This window comes from Halobacillus shinanisalinarum (assembly GCF_022919835.1).
Taxonomy (GTDB): Bacteria; Bacillota; Bacilli; order Bacillales; family Halobacillaceae; genus Halobacillus_A; species Halobacillus_A shinanisalinarum.
The window spans coordinates 865,034-886,126 of sequence record NZ_CP095074.1; the positions used below are offsets into that span (position 1 = coordinate 865,034).

17 protein-coding genes, 2 pseudogenes and 1 riboswitch are annotated in these 21,093 nt (G+C 39.3%); of the genes and pseudogenes, 2 read left to right on the forward strand and 17 right to left on the reverse strand.

Annotation, left to right across the window (positions count from 1 at the left end):
• Positions 1–4 precede the first annotated feature (4 nt).
• A riboswitch (Lysine riboswitch) is annotated at positions 5–192 on the reverse strand.
• Between the two features lie 54 nt (positions 193–246).
• From yunB to MUO14_RS04650, 8 genes and pseudogenes are all read right to left on the reverse strand, one after another.
• Positions 247–1,005 (reverse strand): sporulation protein YunB, encoded by a 759-nt coding sequence (yunB, locus tag MUO14_RS04615; protein WP_244753898.1) that lies wholly within the window; start codon positions 1,003–1,005, stop codon positions 247–249.
• 148 nt (positions 1,006–1,153) lie between these two features.
• Positions 1,154–2,539, reverse strand: coding sequence for a bifunctional metallophosphatase/5'-nucleotidase (locus MUO14_RS04620; RefSeq protein ID WP_244753899.1), 1,386 nt, complete (start codon positions 2,537–2,539; stop codon positions 1,154–1,156).
• 11 nt (positions 2,540–2,550) lie between these two features.
• A complete protein-coding gene (locus MUO14_RS04625; RefSeq protein ID WP_244753900.1) occupies positions 2,551–3,369 on the reverse strand; it encodes a sulfite exporter TauE/SafE family protein in 819 nt (272 codons plus the stop codon).
• 1,232 nt (positions 3,370–4,601) lie between these two features.
• Entirely contained in the window at positions 4,602–5,483 is an 882-nt protein-coding gene (gene sdaAA, locus MUO14_RS04630; RefSeq protein ID WP_244753901.1) for an L-serine ammonia-lyase, iron-sulfur-dependent, subunit alpha, read from the reverse strand.
• Positions 5,484–5,635: 152 nt separating this feature from the next.
• Positions 5,636–6,298 (reverse strand): L-serine ammonia-lyase, iron-sulfur-dependent subunit beta, encoded by a 663-nt coding sequence (sdaAB, locus tag MUO14_RS04635; RefSeq protein WP_244753902.1) that lies wholly within the window; start codon positions 6,296–6,298, stop codon positions 5,636–5,638.
• Positions 6,299–6,373: 75 nt separating this feature from the next.
• Positions 6,374–7,411, reverse strand: a complete 1,038-nt coding sequence (locus MUO14_RS04640) for a PTS sugar transporter subunit IIC (RefSeq protein ID WP_244753903.1) — start codon at positions 7,409–7,411, stop codon at positions 6,374–6,376.
• 51 nt (positions 7,412–7,462) lie between these two features.
• Positions 7,463–8,128, reverse strand: a complete 666-nt coding sequence (locus MUO14_RS04645; protein ID WP_244753904.1) for a helix-turn-helix transcriptional regulator — start codon at positions 8,126–8,128, stop codon at positions 7,463–7,465.
• A gap of 794 nt (positions 8,129–8,922) precedes the next feature.
• Positions 8,923–9,257: pseudogene (locus MUO14_RS04650) on the reverse strand (VOC family protein); the annotation flags it as partial.
• 401 nt (positions 9,258–9,658) lie between these two features.
• Here MUO14_RS04650 and MUO14_RS04655 point away from each other — a divergent pair.
• Positions 9,659–10,762, forward strand: a complete 1,104-nt coding sequence (locus MUO14_RS04655; RefSeq protein WP_244753905.1) for a metallophosphoesterase family protein — start codon at positions 9,659–9,661, stop codon at positions 10,760–10,762.
• A 273-nt stretch (positions 10,763–11,035) separates the two neighbouring features.
• Here MUO14_RS04655 and MUO14_RS04660 read toward each other — a convergent pair whose 3' ends face one another.
• Entirely contained in the window at positions 11,036–11,446 is a 411-nt protein-coding gene (locus tag MUO14_RS04660; protein WP_244753906.1) for a MarR family winged helix-turn-helix transcriptional regulator, read from the reverse strand.
• 97 nt (positions 11,447–11,543) lie between these two features.
• Between MUO14_RS04660 and MUO14_RS04665 the strand changes: the two are divergent.
• Positions 11,544–12,589, forward strand: a pseudogene (locus MUO14_RS04665) (NADH:flavin oxidoreductase/NADH oxidase).
• Positions 12,590–12,790: 201 nt separating this feature from the next.
• Here the strand turns inward: MUO14_RS04665 and MUO14_RS04670 are convergent.
• The 8 genes from MUO14_RS04670 to MUO14_RS04705 form a co-directional block, all read right to left on the reverse strand.
• On the reverse strand, positions 12,791–13,249 hold the full coding sequence (locus tag MUO14_RS04670; protein WP_244753907.1) for a DUF4367 domain-containing protein: 459 nt from the start codon (positions 13,247–13,249) through the stop codon (positions 12,791–12,793).
• 231 nt (positions 13,250–13,480) lie between these two features.
• Positions 13,481–13,822, reverse strand: a complete 342-nt coding sequence (locus tag MUO14_RS04675) for a hypothetical protein (RefSeq protein WP_244753908.1) — start codon at positions 13,820–13,822, stop codon at positions 13,481–13,483.
• A 1,063-nt stretch (positions 13,823–14,885) separates the two neighbouring features.
• Positions 14,886–16,283 carry a Fe-S cluster assembly protein SufB gene (sufB, locus tag MUO14_RS04680; RefSeq protein WP_244753909.1) on the reverse strand — a complete coding sequence of 466 codons (1,398 nt, stop codon included), beginning with the start codon at positions 16,281–16,283 and terminating at the stop codon, positions 14,886–14,888.
• Positions 16,284–16,316: 33 nt separating this feature from the next.
• Positions 16,317–16,760 carry a Fe-S cluster assembly sulfur transfer protein SufU gene (gene sufU, locus MUO14_RS04685; protein ID WP_244753910.1) on the reverse strand — a complete coding sequence of 148 codons (444 nt, stop codon included), beginning with the start codon at positions 16,758–16,760 and terminating at the stop codon, positions 16,317–16,319.
• Positions 16,750–17,970: a cysteine desulfurase gene (locus MUO14_RS04690; protein ID WP_244753911.1), complete on the reverse strand. Its 1,221-nt coding sequence runs from the start codon at positions 17,968–17,970 to the stop codon at positions 16,750–16,752. Before MUO14_RS04690 ends, sufU begins: the two co-directional genes overlap by 11 nt.
• Complete coding sequence (sufD, locus tag MUO14_RS04695) at positions 17,970–19,277, reverse strand: Fe-S cluster assembly protein SufD (RefSeq protein WP_244753912.1); 1,308 nt, start codon at positions 19,275–19,277, stop codon at positions 17,970–17,972. The genes MUO14_RS04690 and sufD overlap by 1 nt, the downstream gene beginning before the upstream one ends.
• 18 nt (positions 19,278–19,295) lie before the next feature.
• Entirely contained in the window at positions 19,296–20,081 is a 786-nt protein-coding gene (gene sufC / locus MUO14_RS04700; protein WP_244753913.1) for a Fe-S cluster assembly ATPase SufC, read from the reverse strand.
• 613 nt (positions 20,082–20,694) lie between these two features.
• Positions 20,695–21,057 carry a carboxymuconolactone decarboxylase family protein gene (locus MUO14_RS04705; RefSeq protein ID WP_244753914.1) on the reverse strand — a complete coding sequence of 121 codons (363 nt, stop codon included), beginning with the start codon at positions 21,055–21,057 and terminating at the stop codon, positions 20,695–20,697.
• Positions 21,058–21,093 lie beyond the last annotated feature (36 nt).

The following is a 21,093-nucleotide window of genomic DNA, read 5'->3' on the forward strand; positions in this document are numbered from 1 at the left end:
CATTTCGATCAGTAGCGCACCATGCACCTTAAAAGCATGCATGACAGTGTAACCCTTGTTCAGGTGCACACCAGAATAAGGCAGCTTGACTGCTGCAATAAACTTCGGCAGGTCTTCCCTTTCATAAACGTGGTCATCGTTGTCATCCTCCCACTTGAATTACTAATGAAGTCCTGCGCCTCTACCTCACCGATCTGATAAGGTCACGCATATTTAATTCCTAAATAGTTTACCAAGATCTATCGTTTATTGCAAGCCTGTCATTGGTAGTGAAAAGGTTGGAGATTCCTCCCCTCCGTCGCCATTATAAAACTCAGGCACTTCACCCATAATCGTCCGAGAATCAACCGGAATATCATTAGTTACAACAGTTGTCTCAGTAGCAAAAGGAATAACAACTTGTAAGCTTACTTTAAAATTAATCCATAATTGAAAATGTGCAGCGTTAATACCGTACTCTGTTATTTCATTTCTAAATTGTGTCTGGACATCACCAATTACTTGCAACTGAACAGGCACTTCAGGTCCAAGGTTTGACAAGAGTGTATTATTTGTTGCCAATCCGATGGGGACTCTAATCAATGTGACCGGTTCTACACTCGGGTCTTCTTCAGACTGTTCAAGATCTGCCTCCAATGCTACATCCATTGGAAGATCATTTTGTTCCATTCGCCTGAGGAAATGTTGTACTCTTAAGGTGGTGTTTCTCAACGCTCTATTTACCACAACAGAATTCCAGCCCATAGAAACAATATTCCCTTCATTATCTTTTTCAATTTCCACCAAATCATCATAATTTATATCCTCAGAAATTTGTTTACTGACTGCTTCATTTATAGCAACCCTGGCCAGCTGGTGAGCCTTCGTTGTAGCAATTTCTTGTATGGCTGGAGTGATCCCTCGATCAATTAACCATAAACATGAACCTGTAATGATAGCAAAACAAATGAACGTGATAAGAATTCTTTTCCCTATTGAGGGTGGATTCGTCTTTTTAGTTCCCATAAAACAACCCCTCCTGCCCTATCTATATGTCAGGAAGGAGGGGTTTAAGCATCATGTTAGATAAGTTGTATCACATTTTATGAAATGTGCCATCGACCAGGCTATTATTGCTCCCTAAAAAATAATTTTACGTCCTTGCCACACATTTTTAAAAACCCAAAGATTTTGCAAGGACATCGCGAAGCAGTTCTGGCATATAATACCTTTTATATTCAGCGTAGGCAATCTCAGGAAAAAGCCTTCCGAAAGTAAAGGTATCTGCAGTAGCCAGGGTGTAAGTTTTTTGTTTATCAATATCCATCCCATTCATACGTACACTTTTGACATGTAATTCATCATCAGAACCTTCAAAGACCTCGATGTCAACACCTGTGAAAACCATTTTACCGATGACTTCACCTCGGAAACCTAAACCTTTCAAGCGGATTTCAGTCAATTTTCTTGTATGAGCCACTCGAATGACTTCAAGCAACTCATCCCCAGAAAGTTCGACTTTACACGGATTCATTGGATGAGGGCATATTCGATGAATATCTTCAGATGTCACTTGCCCTTCACCTAGATGGTCGAGCAACACACCAGCATTCAACATTGCGAGGTCTGCCCCTGTCCAATCCTGCATTCCTTTCGTAAACCTTTTCATAAGCGGCGTTTCCTTGAACCAGGCAATTTTTAAAGGATGCTCCAGATAGGCTACAGGAGTTTGCAGATGCTCCACAGCGCGTTCTCTCATCTTTTCCACTTGCTCATTTGCAAGACTATCCTTTTCCATATTTTCAGTCGATACAGCATAGGCTTCTTTTTTGCTTAAAGATTGTACAGCATGATCCCATTCTAATATAATTTCCCCTAAATGTGTGCCATGTTTGCCAACAGCAGTTAAGATGGAATTCCCTGTATGTTCACCATTTTGAAAAAGATGATGGGTATGCCCACCGATAATGACGTCAATCCCAGGATAATGTCTCGCAATCTCTTCATCATCGTACATACCGAGGTGCGAGAGCAGTACAACAATGTCCGCTTGTTTCTGTACCTCTGTTATTAGTTTGTCTAATATATCAAAAGGTGAAGTAATTGACCAGCCCAACATACTGTAAAATGTTTCAAATGGTGCAGTTAAGCCAAGAACAGCTATTCTCGTTCCATACTTCGTTTGAAAAATTTTATACGGTTTTAACCAATCTGGCTGGGGGGCTGTTTGTGACTGTAAGTTAGCGCAAACCACATCAAAATCAGCCTCCTCATACAGCGAATATAAATCCCCATAGGATAACGTGATTCCTTCATTATTACCTAAGTTTGCAAAGCTGTAGCCTGCCTGATTTAAAAGCTCAACATTTCCTTTGCCCATCAAGCCTTCTGTTATCGGGTGAAAACGATCCACATGGTCACCATTATCTAACAGCCAGTAACTTTCTTCATTTATATGATGTATCTTTTTTCTTTGATTGAAATAGCCGACAATTTGAGGCCAATTCTCAAAGTGGCTATGCAAGTCGCTGGTATAGTATAAAAAGATCTTTTCCTTCATTATCAGTCTCCTTATCCAATCCCTTGCCAAATTAACCGTATTCCGACTAAAATAAGCAGAATACGTAAAAACCATTCCACTGCTTGTCCATTTAATTTCCGATTAACAAATGCACCGCACATACCGCCTATGTAAGCACCCGGGATAAAGTACAAAGCACGGCTCCATTCCACATGACCTAAATAAATATGGGTTGCTGAACTTGTTATACTCGCAAAAAATATCATGAACATCGATGTAGCTGTTGCAATATGTGGAGGAAATCGAAAAAGCAGGATTAAAACTGGTACAGTAAGCGAGCCACCTCCAATTCCAAGCAATCCTGATAATACCCCCACACTAAAGGATAAAATGAAGCCGATCCCCAATGGAAACGTATAGGAAATGGTTTGACCATTTAGCACAACTACCCTCTTTATACCACTGATTGAGAATTTGTTACCCTCTTCCCGACTTCTGGGCAGAAAAAATAACAATGATATAACAATCATTACACTTCCAAATATTAATGCAAAATTATCCGTTTGAAAAAATTGATTAAGCCATGACCCGAAGATTCCTCCTGGAATACTCCCAATCAACAGGAGTAATCCTGCCTTCAAGTCTACTCGTTTATGCTTAATATACGACAACGTTGATGAAAGTCCTGTGAAAATCATTACAACTAGTGAAATCCCTACAATCTTCTGTGGCGTGACCCAATCAAACATATGATGGTGATCACCTAAGAATAAAAGAGCAGGCACTAATATAGACCCTCCGCCTAATCCTGCTACGCTTCCAACAAAAGATGCTAAAAATCCGATTACTAAAGCAATTACGATAAACATGGACAACCTTCTATCTGTATTAGAGATAATATTATAGTATCACGTTTTCTATGACGAAAACATGATTAGAAAGAGAATCCAACTCTTCAAGTGGTCATAAAGAGAAATTAAGGCTCGTTTAGTGAAGATTGTTGTTGTATATGAAGACCGCAAAAGGAAATATGCTCGCCTTTCCTCAGGGGGCTTGCATAGTTCCCTCTGCTACCTGTTGATCCGTCCTTTTATAAAGGTAAATAAATTACTTTAAATAGCAATAAACTCCTAGAAAATAGCCGAAATTAAAAAACCTCACAGATGTCAAACCTCCGTGCGGTATTGGTTCTTTTATTAGCCAATGAAACCTTCCATCTCGAATTTGAATAATGTTGAATTTTAATCTGTATTGTTTATTTGCTAAATACCTACCTCAAGCGATTTTAGAAAAAAACGCTTTTAAATAAGGCTCATCACCAAAACCTATGGTTGGATCCAGCGGCCCATGCAGATAATCTAGCTAGCTATGGTGGCTTTTCCGCTGTTGTTTGTGTGCTTAAGGGAGCGACTGTCTTTTATACATAGCCCCATCACAATAATGAAGAAGCCTATGATTCAGGAAAGTTAGGAGCGAAAGAAGGCTTAAAGTGAGCGATAAGCGCTGAAAACACACATATAACCCTCGTTATCGTGTTTTTGTTCTGTATAGCAGGTTACAGTTTTTCATTTATTTGGTTCATTACCATAATTACCTTCTAATGTCAGCCTTAGATTTTAATGAAGAGCCTTAAATAAAATCAAACTTCTTCAATCTAGGGGAGCACAAACAGGGCATAAAACATTCACCCGCTGGTTCTTGGTAAAGGGCGCCGCTTGCTTCCTGAAGATAGCACTGTTGCGCACCTCAATCTGACCGACTCTGTAACCACGGATACCGGTGTCATCATTGCGACGTATCGGTCAGCCTCAGAGCAATAATTATCGGCTCGGATAACGTCTTCCAAGTACAAACCACTCATTGAACGGTGGTTTGTATTTTTCATGCTTCTAAGTTCTTCACTAGATTTTTCTTATTCAATTAATTGGTGGCCCTATACATTAAGAAAACGCAATTCTTTGCTCCAGAATTGCGCCCTTCGTATTTGTTTTTTAGAAATAACTTTTTCCATCCCCTCACACATTTTATTACCGTATCACCTGAATTTTTATAAAACATTTCTTCTGGTGTTAATTATTTCGATTGGTTATGATTCGTAAACTCATGAGCCTGATGTAATACCAAATAGCTTCTGTTTTAACAGACGTCCGGTTGGTGTATCTGCCAGACCGCCCTCACCCGTCTCACGCAAACTTGATGGCATTTGTTTGCCAATCCGGTACATCGCGCCAATGACTTCATCACACGGGATCGTGCTCGTTACACCGGCGAGTGCCATGTCCGCCGATACAATCGCAAGTGATGATCCGCCTGCATTCCGTTTCACACAGGGCACCTCAACAAGACCAGCGACCGGATCACAAACAAGGCCGAGCATATTTTTCAGAGTCATGGCAAAGGCGTCAGCGGATTGTTGTGGTGTGCCACCCGCCATCTCCACGATTGCTGCAGATGCCATCGCTCCTGCCGATCCCACTTCTGCCTGACACCCCCCGGCAGCTCCGGAAATAAACGCGTTATTGGCAACGACAAATCCGAATGCACCGGATGTAAACAAGTAGCGCACCATCTGTTCACGGCTAGGATTCAACTGATTCTTGACCGCAAATAATGTTCCCGGTACACAGCCTGCACTACCTGCTGTCGGTGTTGCACAAATTGTTCCCATGGCAGCGTTGACTTCATTAGTGCCCATTGCTTTACTGACAGCATCCATCATGAGATTGCCAGATAACGGTGTGTTTTCTTTCATGTATTCCTGGACTTTGACCGCATCTCCACCGGTCAGACCGGTAACAGACACAACACCTTTAAGACTGTCTTCTATAGCTTTTTCCATCACATCAAGGTTCTTCTCCATCTCGGAAAACACTTCTTCCCGTGTTTTCTCCTTTACTTCCATCTCCTGTCGTATCATAACTTCAGAGATTAATATATTTTCCTTTTCAGCGACTTCTACTAATTCAGCAACTGTACGAAACATGTTATTGACTCCTCTTCTGAAATACATTTACGATTTCGCAAAAGCCTCAGACGTTATTAATGATACACAACCTTGCCTGACTATTGCATAATTTGAGACCATTTGCGCACGATTTGATGACCTTCACATGTGTCATTCCTTATTCAAATACTTTAACTGACAATCTTGGCAATCTGCTCAATATGATCAGCGTCTTCCATTTCCTTCAAAACACTGTCATGCACATTCTGATCCACTTCAATGACCATTAATGCCTCTGTGCCTACATCTTTCCGGTTCACTTCCATATGACCAATATTGATTTCATGTTTGGCTAAAATTTTTGTGATAGATGCAATCGCACCGAACCGGTCGTTGTGCATGATCAGAATGGCAGGGTGATTGCCGGACAGACGCAATTCAAATCCGTTTAGTTCCGTAATTTCAACCTTACCGCCACCAATCGAAATACCGATCAGCTCGAGCTGATCCGTGTCATTGCCGATAATCAGCCTTGCTGTGTTCGGGTGATCAACACCGGCATTGTCCTCAATAAATTCAATATCGAGCCCCCGCTCTCGAGCGATCTCCAGTGCCTGTTTCATCTTTGAATCATCCGTTTCGAACCCAAGCAGACCACCTGCTAGAGCAAAGTCTGTTCCATGACCCTTATATGTTTTTGCAAATGATTCATATAAATAGATACGCGCCCATTTCGGTTCTTTCCCAAATAAATTCCGTGCTGCTTTTCCAATTCGTGCAGCACCCGCTGTATGTGAGCTTGATGGACCGACCATGACCGGTCCGATAATGTCAAATACTGAATTAAATTTCACGACGCTCACCTCTTAAATTTTTATATTAAACAAGTACATTTCATTATTTATTTCTTACAACATGGTATATGATACTTAGGTTGACTCTGCTTTCTCATTTACTTCAATGAGCTGATCTACTCGACGGATTTTATAGTTTTTAAATATATATGACCCAATGAAGCCCCATAGTGCACTGAAGACTGCACATAAAGCTGCGACAATAGTTACCTTGATCGGATCATTAAACCCATACATAACTGCAAATCCTGCAATTGGTGTGGCCGTTCCAGTCGCTCCATTCACTAATCCTGATAATGCAATAAAAATTCCTGACGTTGCACCACCAAGAAAATTAGTAACATAAACAGGAATTGGGTTGGCAGAAATAATATCTACTTGTGACAATGGTTCAATTGCAACTGAAATGGTCGTTTTCCGATCTCCAAACTTCATGCGATGGAAAAAGACAAAATTCAAAAAGGATGAACCAAATACAGCTAACGCACCAATCGCCATCGGCTCACCTGTTAAACCTAACATAGCAGTCAAAGCCATGGAACTTAAAGGAGCTGTAGCTACAACAGTGATAACACCACCTAAAATAATTCCCATAACAATAGGACTCGCATCGGTTATTTGTGTAATAATTCCACCGATATTAAGTAGTGTAGCGTCGACAATTGGATCAGCGTAAACCGCTAATAAACGGACAAGTGGAGCTGCCACAATAATTGTAACAATTAAATCAAGTCCATTAGGCACCTTTGCCTCGATTTTCTTGACGACAAATGACATTAAATAACCTGCTAAAAATCCTGGTAAAAGTCCTAAACCTGCACAGGAGACACCAAGCATTAAAGCATAAACAGGTGAAACACCCATAGCTAGTGCAACAAGGGCAGCCGCAGCAACTCCGCCCATACTACCAGCCGCATCCCCAACTTGACCTAAAAACTCAATATTTAATAAATCTCCCCCCACATAACGTTGAAATGCCTCAACTAAAAAAGTGGCAATGGCTGCACTTGCTAGTGCCCCCATTGCTTTCATCCCTCTAGGTGCTTTGTAGCTAAAAAGGGTAAAAAAAGCTAGTACAATGAGTAATAGGACTGTTCCTTTGATAATTTCCATGATGTTCTCTCCCTCGATGGTTTGTGTACGTTGTCATGTTGATGAACTTTTTTAGCGTACATTTTCATTTTCGTTAACTTTGTATTCATTCATTGAGCGAACCTTGTTCAAGTAATTGTAAACGGTGAATTTAGAAACCCCTAGGACATGGGCAACATATTCTGTTGCTCCTTTAATCAAAAATGTCCCCTTTTCATCTAACTCACCGACACAATGCACTTTTTCTTCCATCGTCATCTGTATAGGTGCTTTATTGTAACGACTAATCACTTGATCAACCATATCTTGAATAACATCATGAACAGACTTGAAAAACGTTTCTGATATGTGTTTCGTCTGTTTATCTTCCTGAAAGTCAATAAAATGTTCGATTTCACCACCCATTTCCATCAGAAGACTAATATCGTAATTCGTACAAAGAGCACCAATAATTTTGTTGTCTTCATCTCTCAAAAAAACAGTAGTCGATTTCATAATCTGCCCTTTAGACGACTGTGTCCGATAACCAGGGATATCTTTAATATCTTCATGGTTTTTTCTTAATTCGTTTAACACTAAATCTGTAATGGGGGAACCGATTTCTCTTGAAGTGACATTCCCTGCAATATGGATTAATGATCGTTGTAAATCTGAAAAATCATGAACAACTACTTCACACCTTGGTCCAAACATGTTGACCATCATATCTGCTGTTCTAATCGCATGATCAAAAATCAATCTATTTTTTTCTCCTATTTTAATCACCCCTCTTATGTAATCGTTTTCAATAAGACCAATTTGTATTCTATCATGATTTGATTATTGTTAAAACATTTTTTTAAAGGTTAAAAAAATTTTGTTGTTGTTTTGAAATAAGGTTTGATTAAAGATATTTTTCCATCCCATTTGACTGCATAAAGTTTTGGTTAAGTTTGATCATTTTTGTGCTGTAATCTTCAACTAAAATCTTCAACTAAAATGTCCTATTCATGCAAAAAAGGCGCAAATCCTTAATTCCGGAAATACGCCCCGTTTATGGAGTAGAACTCCCCTTTCTATGAATAATCTATTTTCAAAGGGGAGGATTAAAAAATGCAAATTAAAATGAACACTAAAATACTTCTTAGACTTGCAATTCTTCTAGGTATAATCGGTTCATTTATTGGTGCCTACTACTGGTGAAATTTTCATATTCCAGACTTGTGGATGCCGAACACAAGAGAAAATCTTCTTAAACACCTTTACAGATAGACTGCTTATAGACAATTTGGAATGGCGTACTTACTATTATTTTTTGTCCCCGCTTCCCTTGGAATTATAGGTGCAATTTTCAAAAAAGCACACTTTTTATATTTGGCTTTCTTGCTAAGCCTGCCTGTAGGAGAATATATTGGATTTAAAGCTCATTCCATTAACTCCGTTCATTTTCCACTGTACTTTTATCTATCTTCGGCCATTCTTTTTTCAATAAATAAAACACCGAAAAAATAAAATTGCAACGTGATCCTGAAGAGGGTTAAAGAGACGCCTTGAATATTGACAAGCTTCCCGAATGGATCCCTTACAAAAAACCGCCGAACCTCCCATGGTTCCTCAACTGGTCCATACTCAATTGGAATCCCTGCTTTTTTTATACGAGTTAAAGCATCGTCAAAATCTTCAACTTCAATAGACAAATTAGGCACAGGCCTCCCGGAACCCCCTGCGAGAGAAAACTGATTTGAGTATCCATTTTCTCATGCGAGCCGTAAGTCGCAATAAATCCCATGTCCATCAATTGATCAAGTTCAAGTATTTCCTCGTAGAAGTACTTTGCTTTGGAAATGTCCTGCGTCTCAACATTGGCAACAATTCGCTTAACCTTCATTTATCCTCCTTTTGGTTTATTCGATTAAATGACCCTTACACGCAAAATAGGCGCTGACTTTTATTCCGTTCTTGCGCCCTTATCATGAAGACTCGGATTCAAGATAATCTTGCTCAAAGTAATTACCAAACTTCTATTGAGGATTTGTCCCTCCACTTTGCTTTAAAGTTACAAAGGAACAAGAAAACCATCAAAAAAGATCCCTACACTCGAGAATGAAAACTCCTGCATAATATGGACCGATTCAGAAAAAGCGCACTCTTATTACATTAGTACGCCTATGCGCCCATTTAAAGAATATTTTACGTAATATTGGAAGTAAATTTATATAGGATTAATACTATTTTATTAAACTTAATTTGAATGTATAAAGACTACTTATGTAAGAAGGAGGCTATTTTATGAAATTAAAATCTCTTGGTATTAGTATTGTTACCATCGCTATTACCGCTATCTTAATCACAACAAATTCTTTCAGTTCTCCCGTTCAAGGGAAAACAAATGAAAATGAAAAGCTGCAATTCAACGCTGATGGGAAGTATCGAATCGTACAGTTTAATGACATTCAAGATGATGAGGATATCGATCCCCGGACGATAGAATTAATGAATACAGTGCTTGATGAGCAGAAGCCTGATTTGGCCATTTTAAATGGCGATATGCTTAACGCTGATCTGGAAACACCGGAGGAGGTGAAGCAAGCCATAAAAACTATTGCCCAACCGATGGAAGATAGAGGGGTACAATGGGCGGTAACCTTCGGCAACCATGATGAGGACCATACACCGAAGACCGGGTTAGATGAAGAAGAAATGCTAGAAATCTATATGTCTTATGAACATAACGTCAATAAGCCCGGACCAAAAGATATTACCGGAACAGGAAATACAAACCTTGTTATCAATAATTCCAAAAATACAAAACCGGCATTTAATATTTGGCTGTTTGACAGCGGAAGATACGCACCCGAGGAAATTGCAGGGCAGGATTTCGAAGGTTATCAAACCTGGGATTGGCTCCGCCACGATCAGGTTCAGTGGTATACTGAAACTTCTAAAAAACTGGAGAAAACAATCGGACATAAGGTTCCTTCGTTAGCGTTCATGCATATTCCTCTCCCGGAATTTGAATATATGTGGTATGCTAGCCCATCTGAAAGAACAGAAGAAAGCCATGCAAAAGCTGTGGAAAAACATAATATCAGAGGCGAAAAGAATGAGTGTGTTTGTACCGGTCCATTTAACAGCGGAATGTTTGCAGCTATGCTGGAGAGAGGCGACGTAAAAGGTGTGTTTTCTGGCCATGATCACATCAATACATATGTTGGTGACTATTATGGAATCAAATTAGGCTATGCAGGAAGCGTAGGATTTGGAGCCTATGGCCTTGGCGAGGAGGAAAATCACAGATTACGTGGTGCCCGGGTGTTTAACTTAGATGAAAATACGAAGGATGGAATTGTTGACACCGAAATGGTTTTTGCGAAGGACTATGGAATACAGTAAAAAAGGATTAACTGCAGTTATACTGTTAATAGATTAGCAAAAGAATATTATAGGATAAGCCACCCTGTCAAAAGTAACGGGTGGCTTTTTTGTATCTGGTTCTATCCATCTCATTTACAGCAGAGCAGTATTCATATACTTAAATGCTATTCTATTTACTTTCTAAAAGTCCTTCCCTTATTTTATTAAATGGCCCTAAAAAGGACGCGTTATTCGATAAGCGCGCCCCTTTAATGGAATAAGATTATGTTAAAGCAATCAGTATTAGCCGTCTTATTCAACAAGCCTTTTAATATTTTGTATATCCTTCTCGCTCATTTGAGACTGTAAGCTATCATTAATCAGCATTTGCATCTCATGAATGACTTGTTCTCCTTTTTTCATGAGAAAGATATCAACAGATCGTTTATCACTTGCATCCGTTTGGCGTTCAACTAACGACTCGCCTCGATGTTGTTCCAGTCTTGTAACTAAGCGTGATAGAGCACTATGACTAAGGCCCACTTTTGGAACTAAATCTGATAACCTCATCTTCTTTTGCTCTGATTTTGCCAAGATATACATAAGGTAAAATTCTTTAATTCCTAAATGGAATTGATCTTGAAGTGTATAATCCATTGCTTTCAGTATACGGTCGTGATATTTCGTCAGATTAATCCAAGCATTAAACAACTCATTATTCATGATAATAATCCTTTCCAGCCCTTTTTATTGACATCATTATATCACAAGTTATATTATATGCATGCGCAAACAAATAAAAAGGGAGGAGTTTCCCGTTATGAGTCGTTTATTCAGTCCATATACAATTCAAAATCTAACGTTGAAAAATCGTATTGTTATGTCACCAATGTGTCAGTATTCAGTCACTAAAGAAGATGGTGCCCCAAACGATTGGCACTTTGTTCACTATGTCTCAAGAGCGATCGGAGGAACAGGTCTAATTATTATGGAAATGACTAGTGTTACCCCCGAGGGGCGTATTACAAATGGCGACCTTGGTCTTTGGTCAGATAAACAAGTACCACATTACCAACGACTTGTTAATGAAATAAAAAAGTACGACACCAAGGTTGGAATTCAAATTGCTCATGCAGGCAGAAAAGCAGAAGATGCCGATCAACCTGTAGGAGCTTCCGATATATCTGTAGAAGTATTACCAGAGGAAACAATGAATGGTGAACTTAAACCCCAAGAGCTTTAACAAACCAAGAAGTGAAAGAAACCGTTCAGCAATTTAAACAGGCTGCTGAGAGAGCAATAAAAGCAGGTTTTGATACAATCGAATTACACGGCGCTCATGGTTATCTCTTGCATCAGTTTATGTCACCAAATATCAACAATCGTACAGATGAGTATGGAGAAGACCTAGCGCTCTTTGGAGAAGAAGTTATAAAGGCGGTCAAAAGTGTAATGCCAGCAGATATGCCACTAATCATGCGAATGTCTGCCATTGAGTATATAGATGGGGGCTATGACTTACCACACTCTATTGATATGGCAAAACGTTTTAAAAAAGCTGGTGTAGATGTTTTTCACGTTTCAAGTGGTGGGGAAGGACCTCCCGGAGAACGTAAACCGCAAAACACACCGGGTTATCAGGTGTCCTTTGCACGCGAATTTAAAAAACAATTAGGCCTTCCAGTTATCGCTGTTGGTAAATTAAGTAGCCCAGAATTGGCAGAAGCAACCATTTCAAATGGAGATGCAGAACTTGTGGCCATTGCAAGAGGTATGCTTAATGATCCTTATTGGAGTTTACACGCAGAGAAGAGATTAACTCATAAAGTAAGTCCACCTTTTCAATATTCAAGAGGAATAAGATAAGAAATAAGAAGGTTCCTTATTAGGAGCCTTCTTAACCTGTACTCGTTCTATTTCTATACTTTCTCTTCTTAAACGATCTGTACCTCTAATACAAAAGAGCGCAGATCCTTATTCCGGATATGCGCCCCTTTTCATGAAGACTTGATAATTCAAGATAATATTAATAACGATCTTACGCTTTTTCCCCGTTTGTTTAAAAATTTAATTCACTTTATAAGAGATTTCAGCGATTTTAATTAGCTCTTTTTTCGAGGTGAAGTCACTATCTGCAAACACTTCATAGTAGACACCATCCTTATCCCATTTTAGCAATTTTGTGTCATTTTGGTCGCCATACCTACCTTCAAGGTTTTCTTCTATCTTCACAGTCTCATCCGTGAAATCTAGACCATTTGGGTGTCTAATAGCTCTAAAAGTTATCTCCCGCCCTTTTTTATTAATGAATTTTACTGCCATATAGCTCTTTTGTTTTCCTCCCAAGTCCCCCACCATTACTTTAATATCAGTGGGAGTAAAAGGGATTTTATCTGGAATTTCAGGTTCGAAAGAAAGCACTTCTAAAGATTCAATAACATTTTCTTTTTCGTAACTAACAAAGCCATCTTCACATCCAGCCAAAGTAAACGTAATTAAGATTATCAGATATAAGATCTTCTTCAAGAATTCACCCCTATCTGTTTCAAATCCTAGAATCTTTCCTTGTTCAACAATCTGCCCGTTTCTACAATAAGCAGAGTGATTTGCCAAGCTAAGCAAGTTATCTCTTCGATGAAGCAACAGCAATTATAAAAAATATAAAAAATACCACGCCTACTCCTAGTAATAATGTTTCAAAGCTCATATTACTTCCCACCTTCCACTCCCTTGTGAATGAATACTTAATAATAATTCTTATTCTGGAATTGCTTTCCGATCTTCATCTTTAGTTAATGAACTAATGAGTAAAACGCCTGACAGGATAGCCAGCGCCGTACGAGCCTCTGTTACATTAAACATCTGTATGTAAAAGGGTATATCCAAGCTAAACCAGGACACAACATATGTTCTAGGAATGTATATAATTGCTACAAGAAGTATTGAACACGGTAGAAGTAACCAGTTTATATTTAAGTGGCCTTTAAATAGTGAAATTACTTTCTTAGGTTCCACCAGAATACCAAACAAAACTCCCCAAGTTGTCATTTTTGTTAGAACTACAAAGATGTTAACGTGCCTTTGATTAGCTAGTTGCAATTCCTCGTTCGTTACCTCCATCAAATAAAGTAGAATGAGCATTCCAACAAACGTCAATCCATAATGTAAAAGTCTTCTATAAATAATACCACTCTTCTCTTTGCAAACATTATTACTTAAGACTACGAAGTCCTTAATTCAATGATTCTGATTTTTAGTTTAATAGCAATTATTTCAAATTCCCATCATTTGTACAATACGTTATTCCTTAATATTACCCTTAAATGTAAAAAGGACACGTTATTCGATAAACGCGCCCCATTTGGGGAGGATAGCCACTTACTAGTTTAATCTCTATTATCTTTCAGAGTTCTAACTTCTTCTTCCAAATTCTCAACTTTTCTTTCTAAAGCTTTTTTTGGTTGCGTAATCCTTTTCCCAGCAATTACTATAAAACTAATCAATGCTATTAAACCTCCAGAAAAGCCTATGAAAAGTATTAGCATTAGATCAAAGATAAAACAACACCCCTTTATTCAACTGATAACTGCAAATAACAATTCGTATTCAGCTCTTCAGTTCCGTTAGTTTAAAAAAGTAAATTTCTAAGATAGAAAATTCCATATAATAAACCACCACAAATTAAAATCAATATTCCAACCATAAAAAATCCATATGTGAAGCCTCTTACCATTGAAAATAAATCAAAAAACATATTTTTAAAAGTTCTAATTATAGTATGCATTGTTAATCCCCCAAACAAGATGTACCCCTAAATATGTACTAATATATACGTTTTTACGAACAAATAGTTCCAAGTTGTTTATTCCATTAAATGGCCCGATTGCTGTATAACTTTATATTACTTTTAACACAGGAAACCCCTTCAGATAAAGCATATCCAAAGGGGCAAAACGGTACGACTTTATTTTAAACCCACATGAAAAACGTAGTCTTCTGAAATTGTAAGCTTGTCACATCAATATTGAGATTATTTGCAACGGCTATGATGTGTTTAGAAAAAGCATTTATAGCATCAGAAGAGGCACAAATGGGGCACGAACACAAATCACAAAAATAAACCCTTATCACACACGGTTGTTGTGATAAGGGTTTATAGTTATTAGCCGATTGAACCTTCCATTTCGAATTTAATAAGACGGTTCATCTCTACAGCGTATTCCATCGGAAGTTCTTTCGTAAATGGCTCAATAAAGCCCATTACAATCATTTCAGTTGCTTCCTCTTCGGAAATACCGCGACTCATTAGATAGAACAGTTGCTCTTCAGACACTTTAGAAACCTTCGCTTCGTGTTCTAGAGAGATGTTCTCATTCATAATTTCGTTATAAGGAATCGTGTCTGACGTAGATTTATTATCCATAATCAGCGTATCACACTCAACATTTGAGCGAGCGCCTTCTGCTTTACGTCCAAATTGTACAATCCCACGGTAAGTTACTTTACCACCGTGTTTAGAGATTGACTTCGAAACGATCGTAGAGGAAGTATTAGGAGCTAAGTGATGCATTTTCGCTCCAGCATCCTGGTGTTGTCCCTTACCGGCAAGCGCAATAGAAAGTGTCATTCCTCGGGCACCTTCACCTTTTAGAAGAACAGATGGATATTTCATAGTAAGCTTAGAGCCTAAGTTTCCATCCACCCACTCCATTGTTGCATTTTCTTCAGCCACAGCACGTTTCGTAACAAGGTTATAAACGTTATTTGCCCAGTTTTGAATCGTTGTATAACGGCAATACGCATCTTTTTTAACAAAGATTTCAACGACCGCACTGTGTAGGGAACTGGAAGAGTAAGTTGGAGCTGTACAACCTTCTACATAATGGACAGATGCGCCTTCGTCAACAATGATCAGAGTACGCTCGAACTGTCCCATGTTCTCAGAATTAATTCTGAAATAAGCCTGTAATGGCGTTTCTACTTTTTGTCCTTTTGGAACATAAATGAAAGAACCACCAGACCATACAGCCGAGTTTAATGCTGAGAATTTATTATCAGATGCCGGAATTACTTTAGCAAAGTACTCTTTAAAGAGCTCTTCGTTTTCCTTCAGTGCAGAGTCTGTATCTTTGAAGACAACACCTAGTTCTTCAAGGTCTTTCTCCATGTTGTGATAGACAACCTCAGATTCGTACTGTGCGGAAACCCCAGCTAGATATTTTTGTTCTGCTTCAGGAATTCCAAGACGATCAAAAGTGTTCTTGATTTCTTCAGGTACTTCATCCCATGAACGTTCAGAACCTTCAGATGGTTTGACGTAATAGGTAATATCATCAAAGTCCAGTTCGGACAAGTCACCGCCCCATTGAGGCATTGGCTTTTTGTAGAACTGCTCAAGAGACTTCAAACGGTAATCAAGCATCCACTGTGGTTCTTCTTTATAATCAGAGATTTGTTTAACAACATCTGCTGTCAAACCTTTTTCAGTACGGAAAATAGAGACGTCTTTTTCATGAAAACCGTATTGATATTCTCCAACCTCTGGCGCTTTTTTAGCCATGATCAAATACCTCCTTTTGGTATATAAAAACAATTAAGCTTCTTGTTCGTCGTCCACACCTTTTTCCATTGCTTTCCATGCAAGCGTAGCACACTTAATGCGTGCTGGAAACTTAGCTACACCTTGCAAGGCTTCAATGTCCCCAAGATCGATGCTGTCATCCTCCACTTCATTTCCAAGCATTAACTCAGAAAACATGTGTGACATCTTCACTGCATCTTCAATTTTCTGCCCTTTGATCGCCTGTGTCATCATCGATGCTGAGGACATGCTGATTGAACAGCCTTCGCCATCAAATTTAGCATCTTCAACTATGCCTTCATTTACTTGCAACTGAAGTTGTATTCGATCACCACACGTTGGATTATTCATATCAACAGTAAGGTGATCTCCCTCTACTGTACCACGATTACGAGGATTTTTGTAATGATCCATAATAACTTGGCGGTAGAGTGTATCTAGGTTATTAAAAGACATCGCCAAAATACTCCTTTGTTGTTTGTAATCCCTGAACGAATCGATCGATATCTTCTTCTGTGTTGTAAAGATAAAAGCTGGCTCGAGCTGTAGCAGAAACCTCAAGCCACTTCATTAACGGCTGAGCACAATGGTGGCCAGCACGAACAGCTATTCCTTCCGCATCAAGTACTGTTGCCAGATCATGTGGGTGTACATCTGCCAGGTTGAAAGTCACTAGGCCTGCTCGTTTATCAGGCCCATAGATCGTTAATCCTTCGATTGTCTTCATTTGCTGCTGTGCATACTCAACAAGCTTATGCTCATGCTCGGCTATTTCATCTAATCCAACCTCATTAAGGAAATCAATTGCAGCACCAAGCCCTACAGCACCTGCAATAATTGGTGTACCTCCTTCAAATTTCCAAGGAAGCTCCTTCCACGTTGAATCATAAAGATTAACAAAGTCGATCATCTCTCCACCAAACTCGACAGGCTCCATCTCATTGAGTAAAGACCGCTTCCCGTACAGAACGCCGATCCCTGTAGGACCACACATTTTATGACCTGAGAAAGCATAAAAGTCGCAATCGAGCTCTTGTACATCCACATTCAAATGCGGTGCCCCCTGAGCTCCATCAACCAACATAACAGCACCCTTACGATGCGCGATAGCAGCAATCTCTTTAATAGGGTTTATGGTTCCAAGCACATTGGATACATGTGCAACAGCTACAATCTTCGCATTTTCTGTGATCGTCTTCTCGGCATCATCCATGAGAATGGTCCCATCAGGCTGAAGTGGCATATATTTCAACGTGGCCCCAGTGGCTTTAGCCAATTGCTGCCACGGAATAATATTACTATGGTGTTCCATCGGGGTGATCACAATTTCATCACCTTCACTCAGGTTAGCATGCCCATAGCTCACAGCAACTGTATTTATCGCTGTTGTTGTTCCTCTGGTGAAAATGATCTCTTGCGTACTTGCTGCATGAATAAATCTGCGAACTTTTTCACGAGCACCTTCATACTCATCTGTTGCCCGCGTCCCCAGTGTATGCACACCACGGTGTACATTGGAATTGTAGCCGCGATAATATTCTTCCAATTTCTCAATGACCTTGGTTGGCTTTTGAGATGTAGCGGAAGAGTCTAAATATACAAGCGGGTGTCCATTTACTTCCTGATGCAGAATCGGGAAAGCATCACGAACCGCTTTAATATCCATTAATAGACTTTCCTTTCGATCACTTTCGTTAACTGTTCTTTGACAGCTTTTACAGGAAGTTGATTCACAACAGGTGCCAGAAAGCCGTGAATAACTAAACGCTCAGCCTCTACCTTAGAGATGCCGCGGCTCATCAAGTAATACAGCTGAATTGGATCTACACGACCGACAGAAGCGGCATGACCTGCCGTTACATCATCTTCATCAATAAGCAGAATAGGGTTTGCATCACCACGTGCATCCTTACTCAACATAAGAACACGTGATTCCTGCTCTGCATTTGATTTAGTAGCCCCATGCTCAATTTTCCCGATTCCATTAAAGATACCAGAAGACTTATCTTTCATTACACCATGTTGTAGGATATATCCTTCTGAACCTTCTCCAAAATGAGTGATGTTTGCTGTGAAGTTTTGTTTTTGTGCTCCGCGTCCAATCGCAACTGTCTTAGCATTTGAATGAGAGTTGTCACCAAGTAAATGCGTGATATTCTCTGAGACTGTATCGCCTTCATTCATTTGTCCAAGCGCCCATTCAATTGTTGCATCGCGATCAACAACTCCGCGACGATTTGCATAAACTGTTGTTCCCACATCAAAGTTATCTACAGCCCCAAAATCAACTTTGGATCCGGCCTTGGCAAAAACTTCTGTAACAATATTAGCAGACGTTCTTTCCTCTTTATTATGAGAGATATAGTTCTCTACATACGTTACTGAACTATTTTCCTCTGCTACAACTAACACGTGGTTAATTAAAGAAGCTTCCGGATCCTCCTGCCAAAAAATGGCCTGAAGAGGTTCTTCAATTTCCACATTCTTAGGAACATATAAGAAAACCCCGCCGTTCATAAGAGCAGCGTGTAACGCCGTCAAACGATGCTCATCAGCATGTACAGCATCTGTCATATAATATTGTTGCACTAAATCACTATGCTCAAGTATAGCTGTTTTCATATCAGTGAAAACAACCCCTAGATCTTTCAACTTTTGATCCAAACTGCCATAAGCGACCGTATGATTACGCTGGATCACTAAGTTTTGCTGCTCTTTTTCTTGATCCAGGAAGTTTTGAATCTCTTCAGGAAGTTCCCCTAGTGACTCAATCTTTTCCCCGCTGACATCATGTTTAAAGTCCGAGAAGTTCCATTTACTTACATTAGTTTTATCAGGCTTCGGCATCTCTAGTGATTCCGATTTATCCAGGGCACGCAGACGAAGGGTTTTCATCCACTCTGGTTCGTTTAAGCCTTGAGAGAATTTTGTTACATATTCTTTATCGTATGGTAGTGAGACTTCTACAGTCATAATGATCCCTCCTATCTATTACGCTTGTTGACCGATGGTTTCGTCTTCGATGCCAAGCTCTTGCTTGATCCAATCATAACCCTCTTCTTCAAGGCGCTGTGCCAATTCAGGTCCACCTGACTTCACAACACGTCCTTGCATCATCACATGCACTTTGTCTGGTGTGATGTAATTAAGAAGACGTTGATAGTGTGTAATCATTAAGCATCCGAATGTATCATTACGCATTTGGTTGATCCCTTTTGCTACAACCTTTAGTGCGTCAATATCCAAACCAGAATCAATTTCATCCAAAATAGCAATAGCCGGCTTAACCATCATCAGCTGAAGGATTTCATTCCGTTTTTTCTCACCGCCGGAGAATCCTTCGTTAAGATAACGCTGCGCCATATTCTTATCCATATCAAGGGTGTCCATCGTACCATCCATTTCCTTAATAAATTTCATTAAAGAAATCTCATCGCCTTCTTCACGTTGAGCGTTAATTGCTGAACGAAGAAAGTCTGAGTTCGTCACACCGCTGATTTCACTTGGGTATTGCATGGCCAAGAATAAACCTGCTTGAGCACGCTCGTCCACTTCCATTTCAAGAACGTTCTCTCCATCAAGGAGAATTTCACCTTGCGTAACTTCATATTTAGGGTGCCCCATAACTGCGGAAGCAAGTGTCGATTTACCTGTTCCGTTAGGTCCCATAACAGCGTGGAACTCTCCACCTGTAATTGTAAGATTTACACCTTTTAAGATTTGCTGACCTTCAATTTCTACGTGAAGATCTTTGATTTCAAGCGTTGATCCTGCCATAAATAATACCTCCAGTATATCTATTATTATTGAATGTGCTGGTTGTTGTGGATCAAAAACCATTCTCAATTTATTCTCATTACAATCTTATATCATTTAGAATCTGATATCAACTCATTTCCATTGATCCGACACTACTTCAACATAAGATAAGTACATGGTTTATCACTAATTCTTTCCTTATTATATTAACATAAATTTGCCTAACAAAAAATCAGGTGGCCTAAGACCACCTGATTTTTTACTCGTCTATTTATGAAGTTGACGATCTACTTGCGCGACCATTTTCTGACTTTGTTCGAATTCCCGTTGGCGTTTTTCCTCGACCTTTAATCTTTGATCCAACCTGCTGCTGTACTCTGCGTAGCTTATGTTGTGTGCTTGATGCATCGCTTTTTCCATTTCAGCAGTGTAATTCAAACTCAGATAGTCACTAATAATAAATCAACCCTTTCAGATTTTTTACACAATTTAGCATACCACAGTACTTTAACACAGCCAAAGTCGGTTTAAACCCAAAATTTCGTTTCTATCCTGATTATGAATAAAAATACACACTTATACAAGGATATCTTTACCGTACATTAAATTTTCTCTATTTTTCAAGATATGGCTAGTGTTTAGCTTTTGATAAATCTGTAAAAGCGTCTTGTACTAGTGTCACTGCTTGACTCAACGCCGCACCGCCCCCAAACGCTGCTGCTACACCGCATGCTTCCATCACTTCCTGTTCACTTGCTCCCTGATCTACACAGCCCTTCGTATGGTAAACCATGCAATATTCATCTTGTGCCACAATGCTTATCCCCAATGCCATAAGCTGTTTTTGCTTTTTTGAAAGTTCTCCTTCTTTAAAGCAGCTTTCCGAAAACTCATTAAAATGGTGAGCAACTTCGGGCATTTTCTTTGAAAATATCCCTATCCCATGCTTATATTCCTCTAAAAAGGTTGACGTCCAATTCACTTCTTGTTCCATGTATAATGCCTCCCTAAATGAAATGCGTGACTTCGA

Coding starts and splice junctions, on each gene's coding strand:
- yunB (WP_244753898.1), bottom strand. CDS start 1,005: ATGGGAACTAAAAAGACGAATCCACCCTCAATAGGGAAAAGAATTCTT.
- MUO14_RS04620 (WP_244753899.1), bottom strand. CDS start 2,539: ATGAAGGAAAAGATCTTTTTATACTATACCAGCGACTTGCATAGCCAC.
- MUO14_RS04625 (WP_244753900.1), bottom strand. CDS start 3,369: ATGTTTATCGTAATTGCTTTAGTAATCGGATTTTTAGCATCTTTTGTT.
- sdaAA (WP_244753901.1), bottom strand. CDS start 5,483: ATGTTTCGTACAGTTGCTGAATTAGTAGAAGTCGCTGAAAAGGAAAAT.
- MUO14_RS04640 (WP_244753903.1), bottom strand. CDS start 7,411: ATGGAAATTATCAAAGGAACAGTCCTATTACTCATTGTACTAGCTTTT.
- MUO14_RS04655 (WP_244753905.1), top strand. CDS start 9,659: ATGAAATTAAAATCTCTTGGTATTAGTATTGTTACCATCGCTATTACC.
- MUO14_RS04660 (WP_244753906.1), bottom strand. CDS start 11,446: ATGAATAATGAGTTGTTTAATGCTTGGATTAATCTGACGAAATATCAC.
- sufB (WP_244753909.1), bottom strand. CDS start 16,283: ATGGCTAAAAAAGCGCCAGAGGTTGGAGAATATCAATACGGTTTTCAT.
- sufU (WP_244753910.1), bottom strand. CDS start 16,760: ATGTCTTTTAATAACCTAGATACACTCTACCGCCAAGTTATTATGGAT.
- MUO14_RS04690 (WP_244753911.1), bottom strand. CDS start 17,970: ATGGATATTAAAGCGGTTCGTGATGCTTTCCCGATTCTGCATCAGGAA.
- sufD (WP_244753912.1), bottom strand. CDS start 19,277: ATGACTGTAGAAGTCTCACTACCATACGATAAAGAATATGTAACAAAA.
- sufC (WP_244753913.1), bottom strand. CDS start 20,081: ATGGCAGGATCAACGCTTGAAATCAAAGATCTTCACGTAGAAATTGAA.
- MUO14_RS04705 (WP_244753914.1), bottom strand. CDS start 21,057: ATGGAACAAGAAGTGAATTGGACGTCAACCTTTTTAGAGGAATATAAG.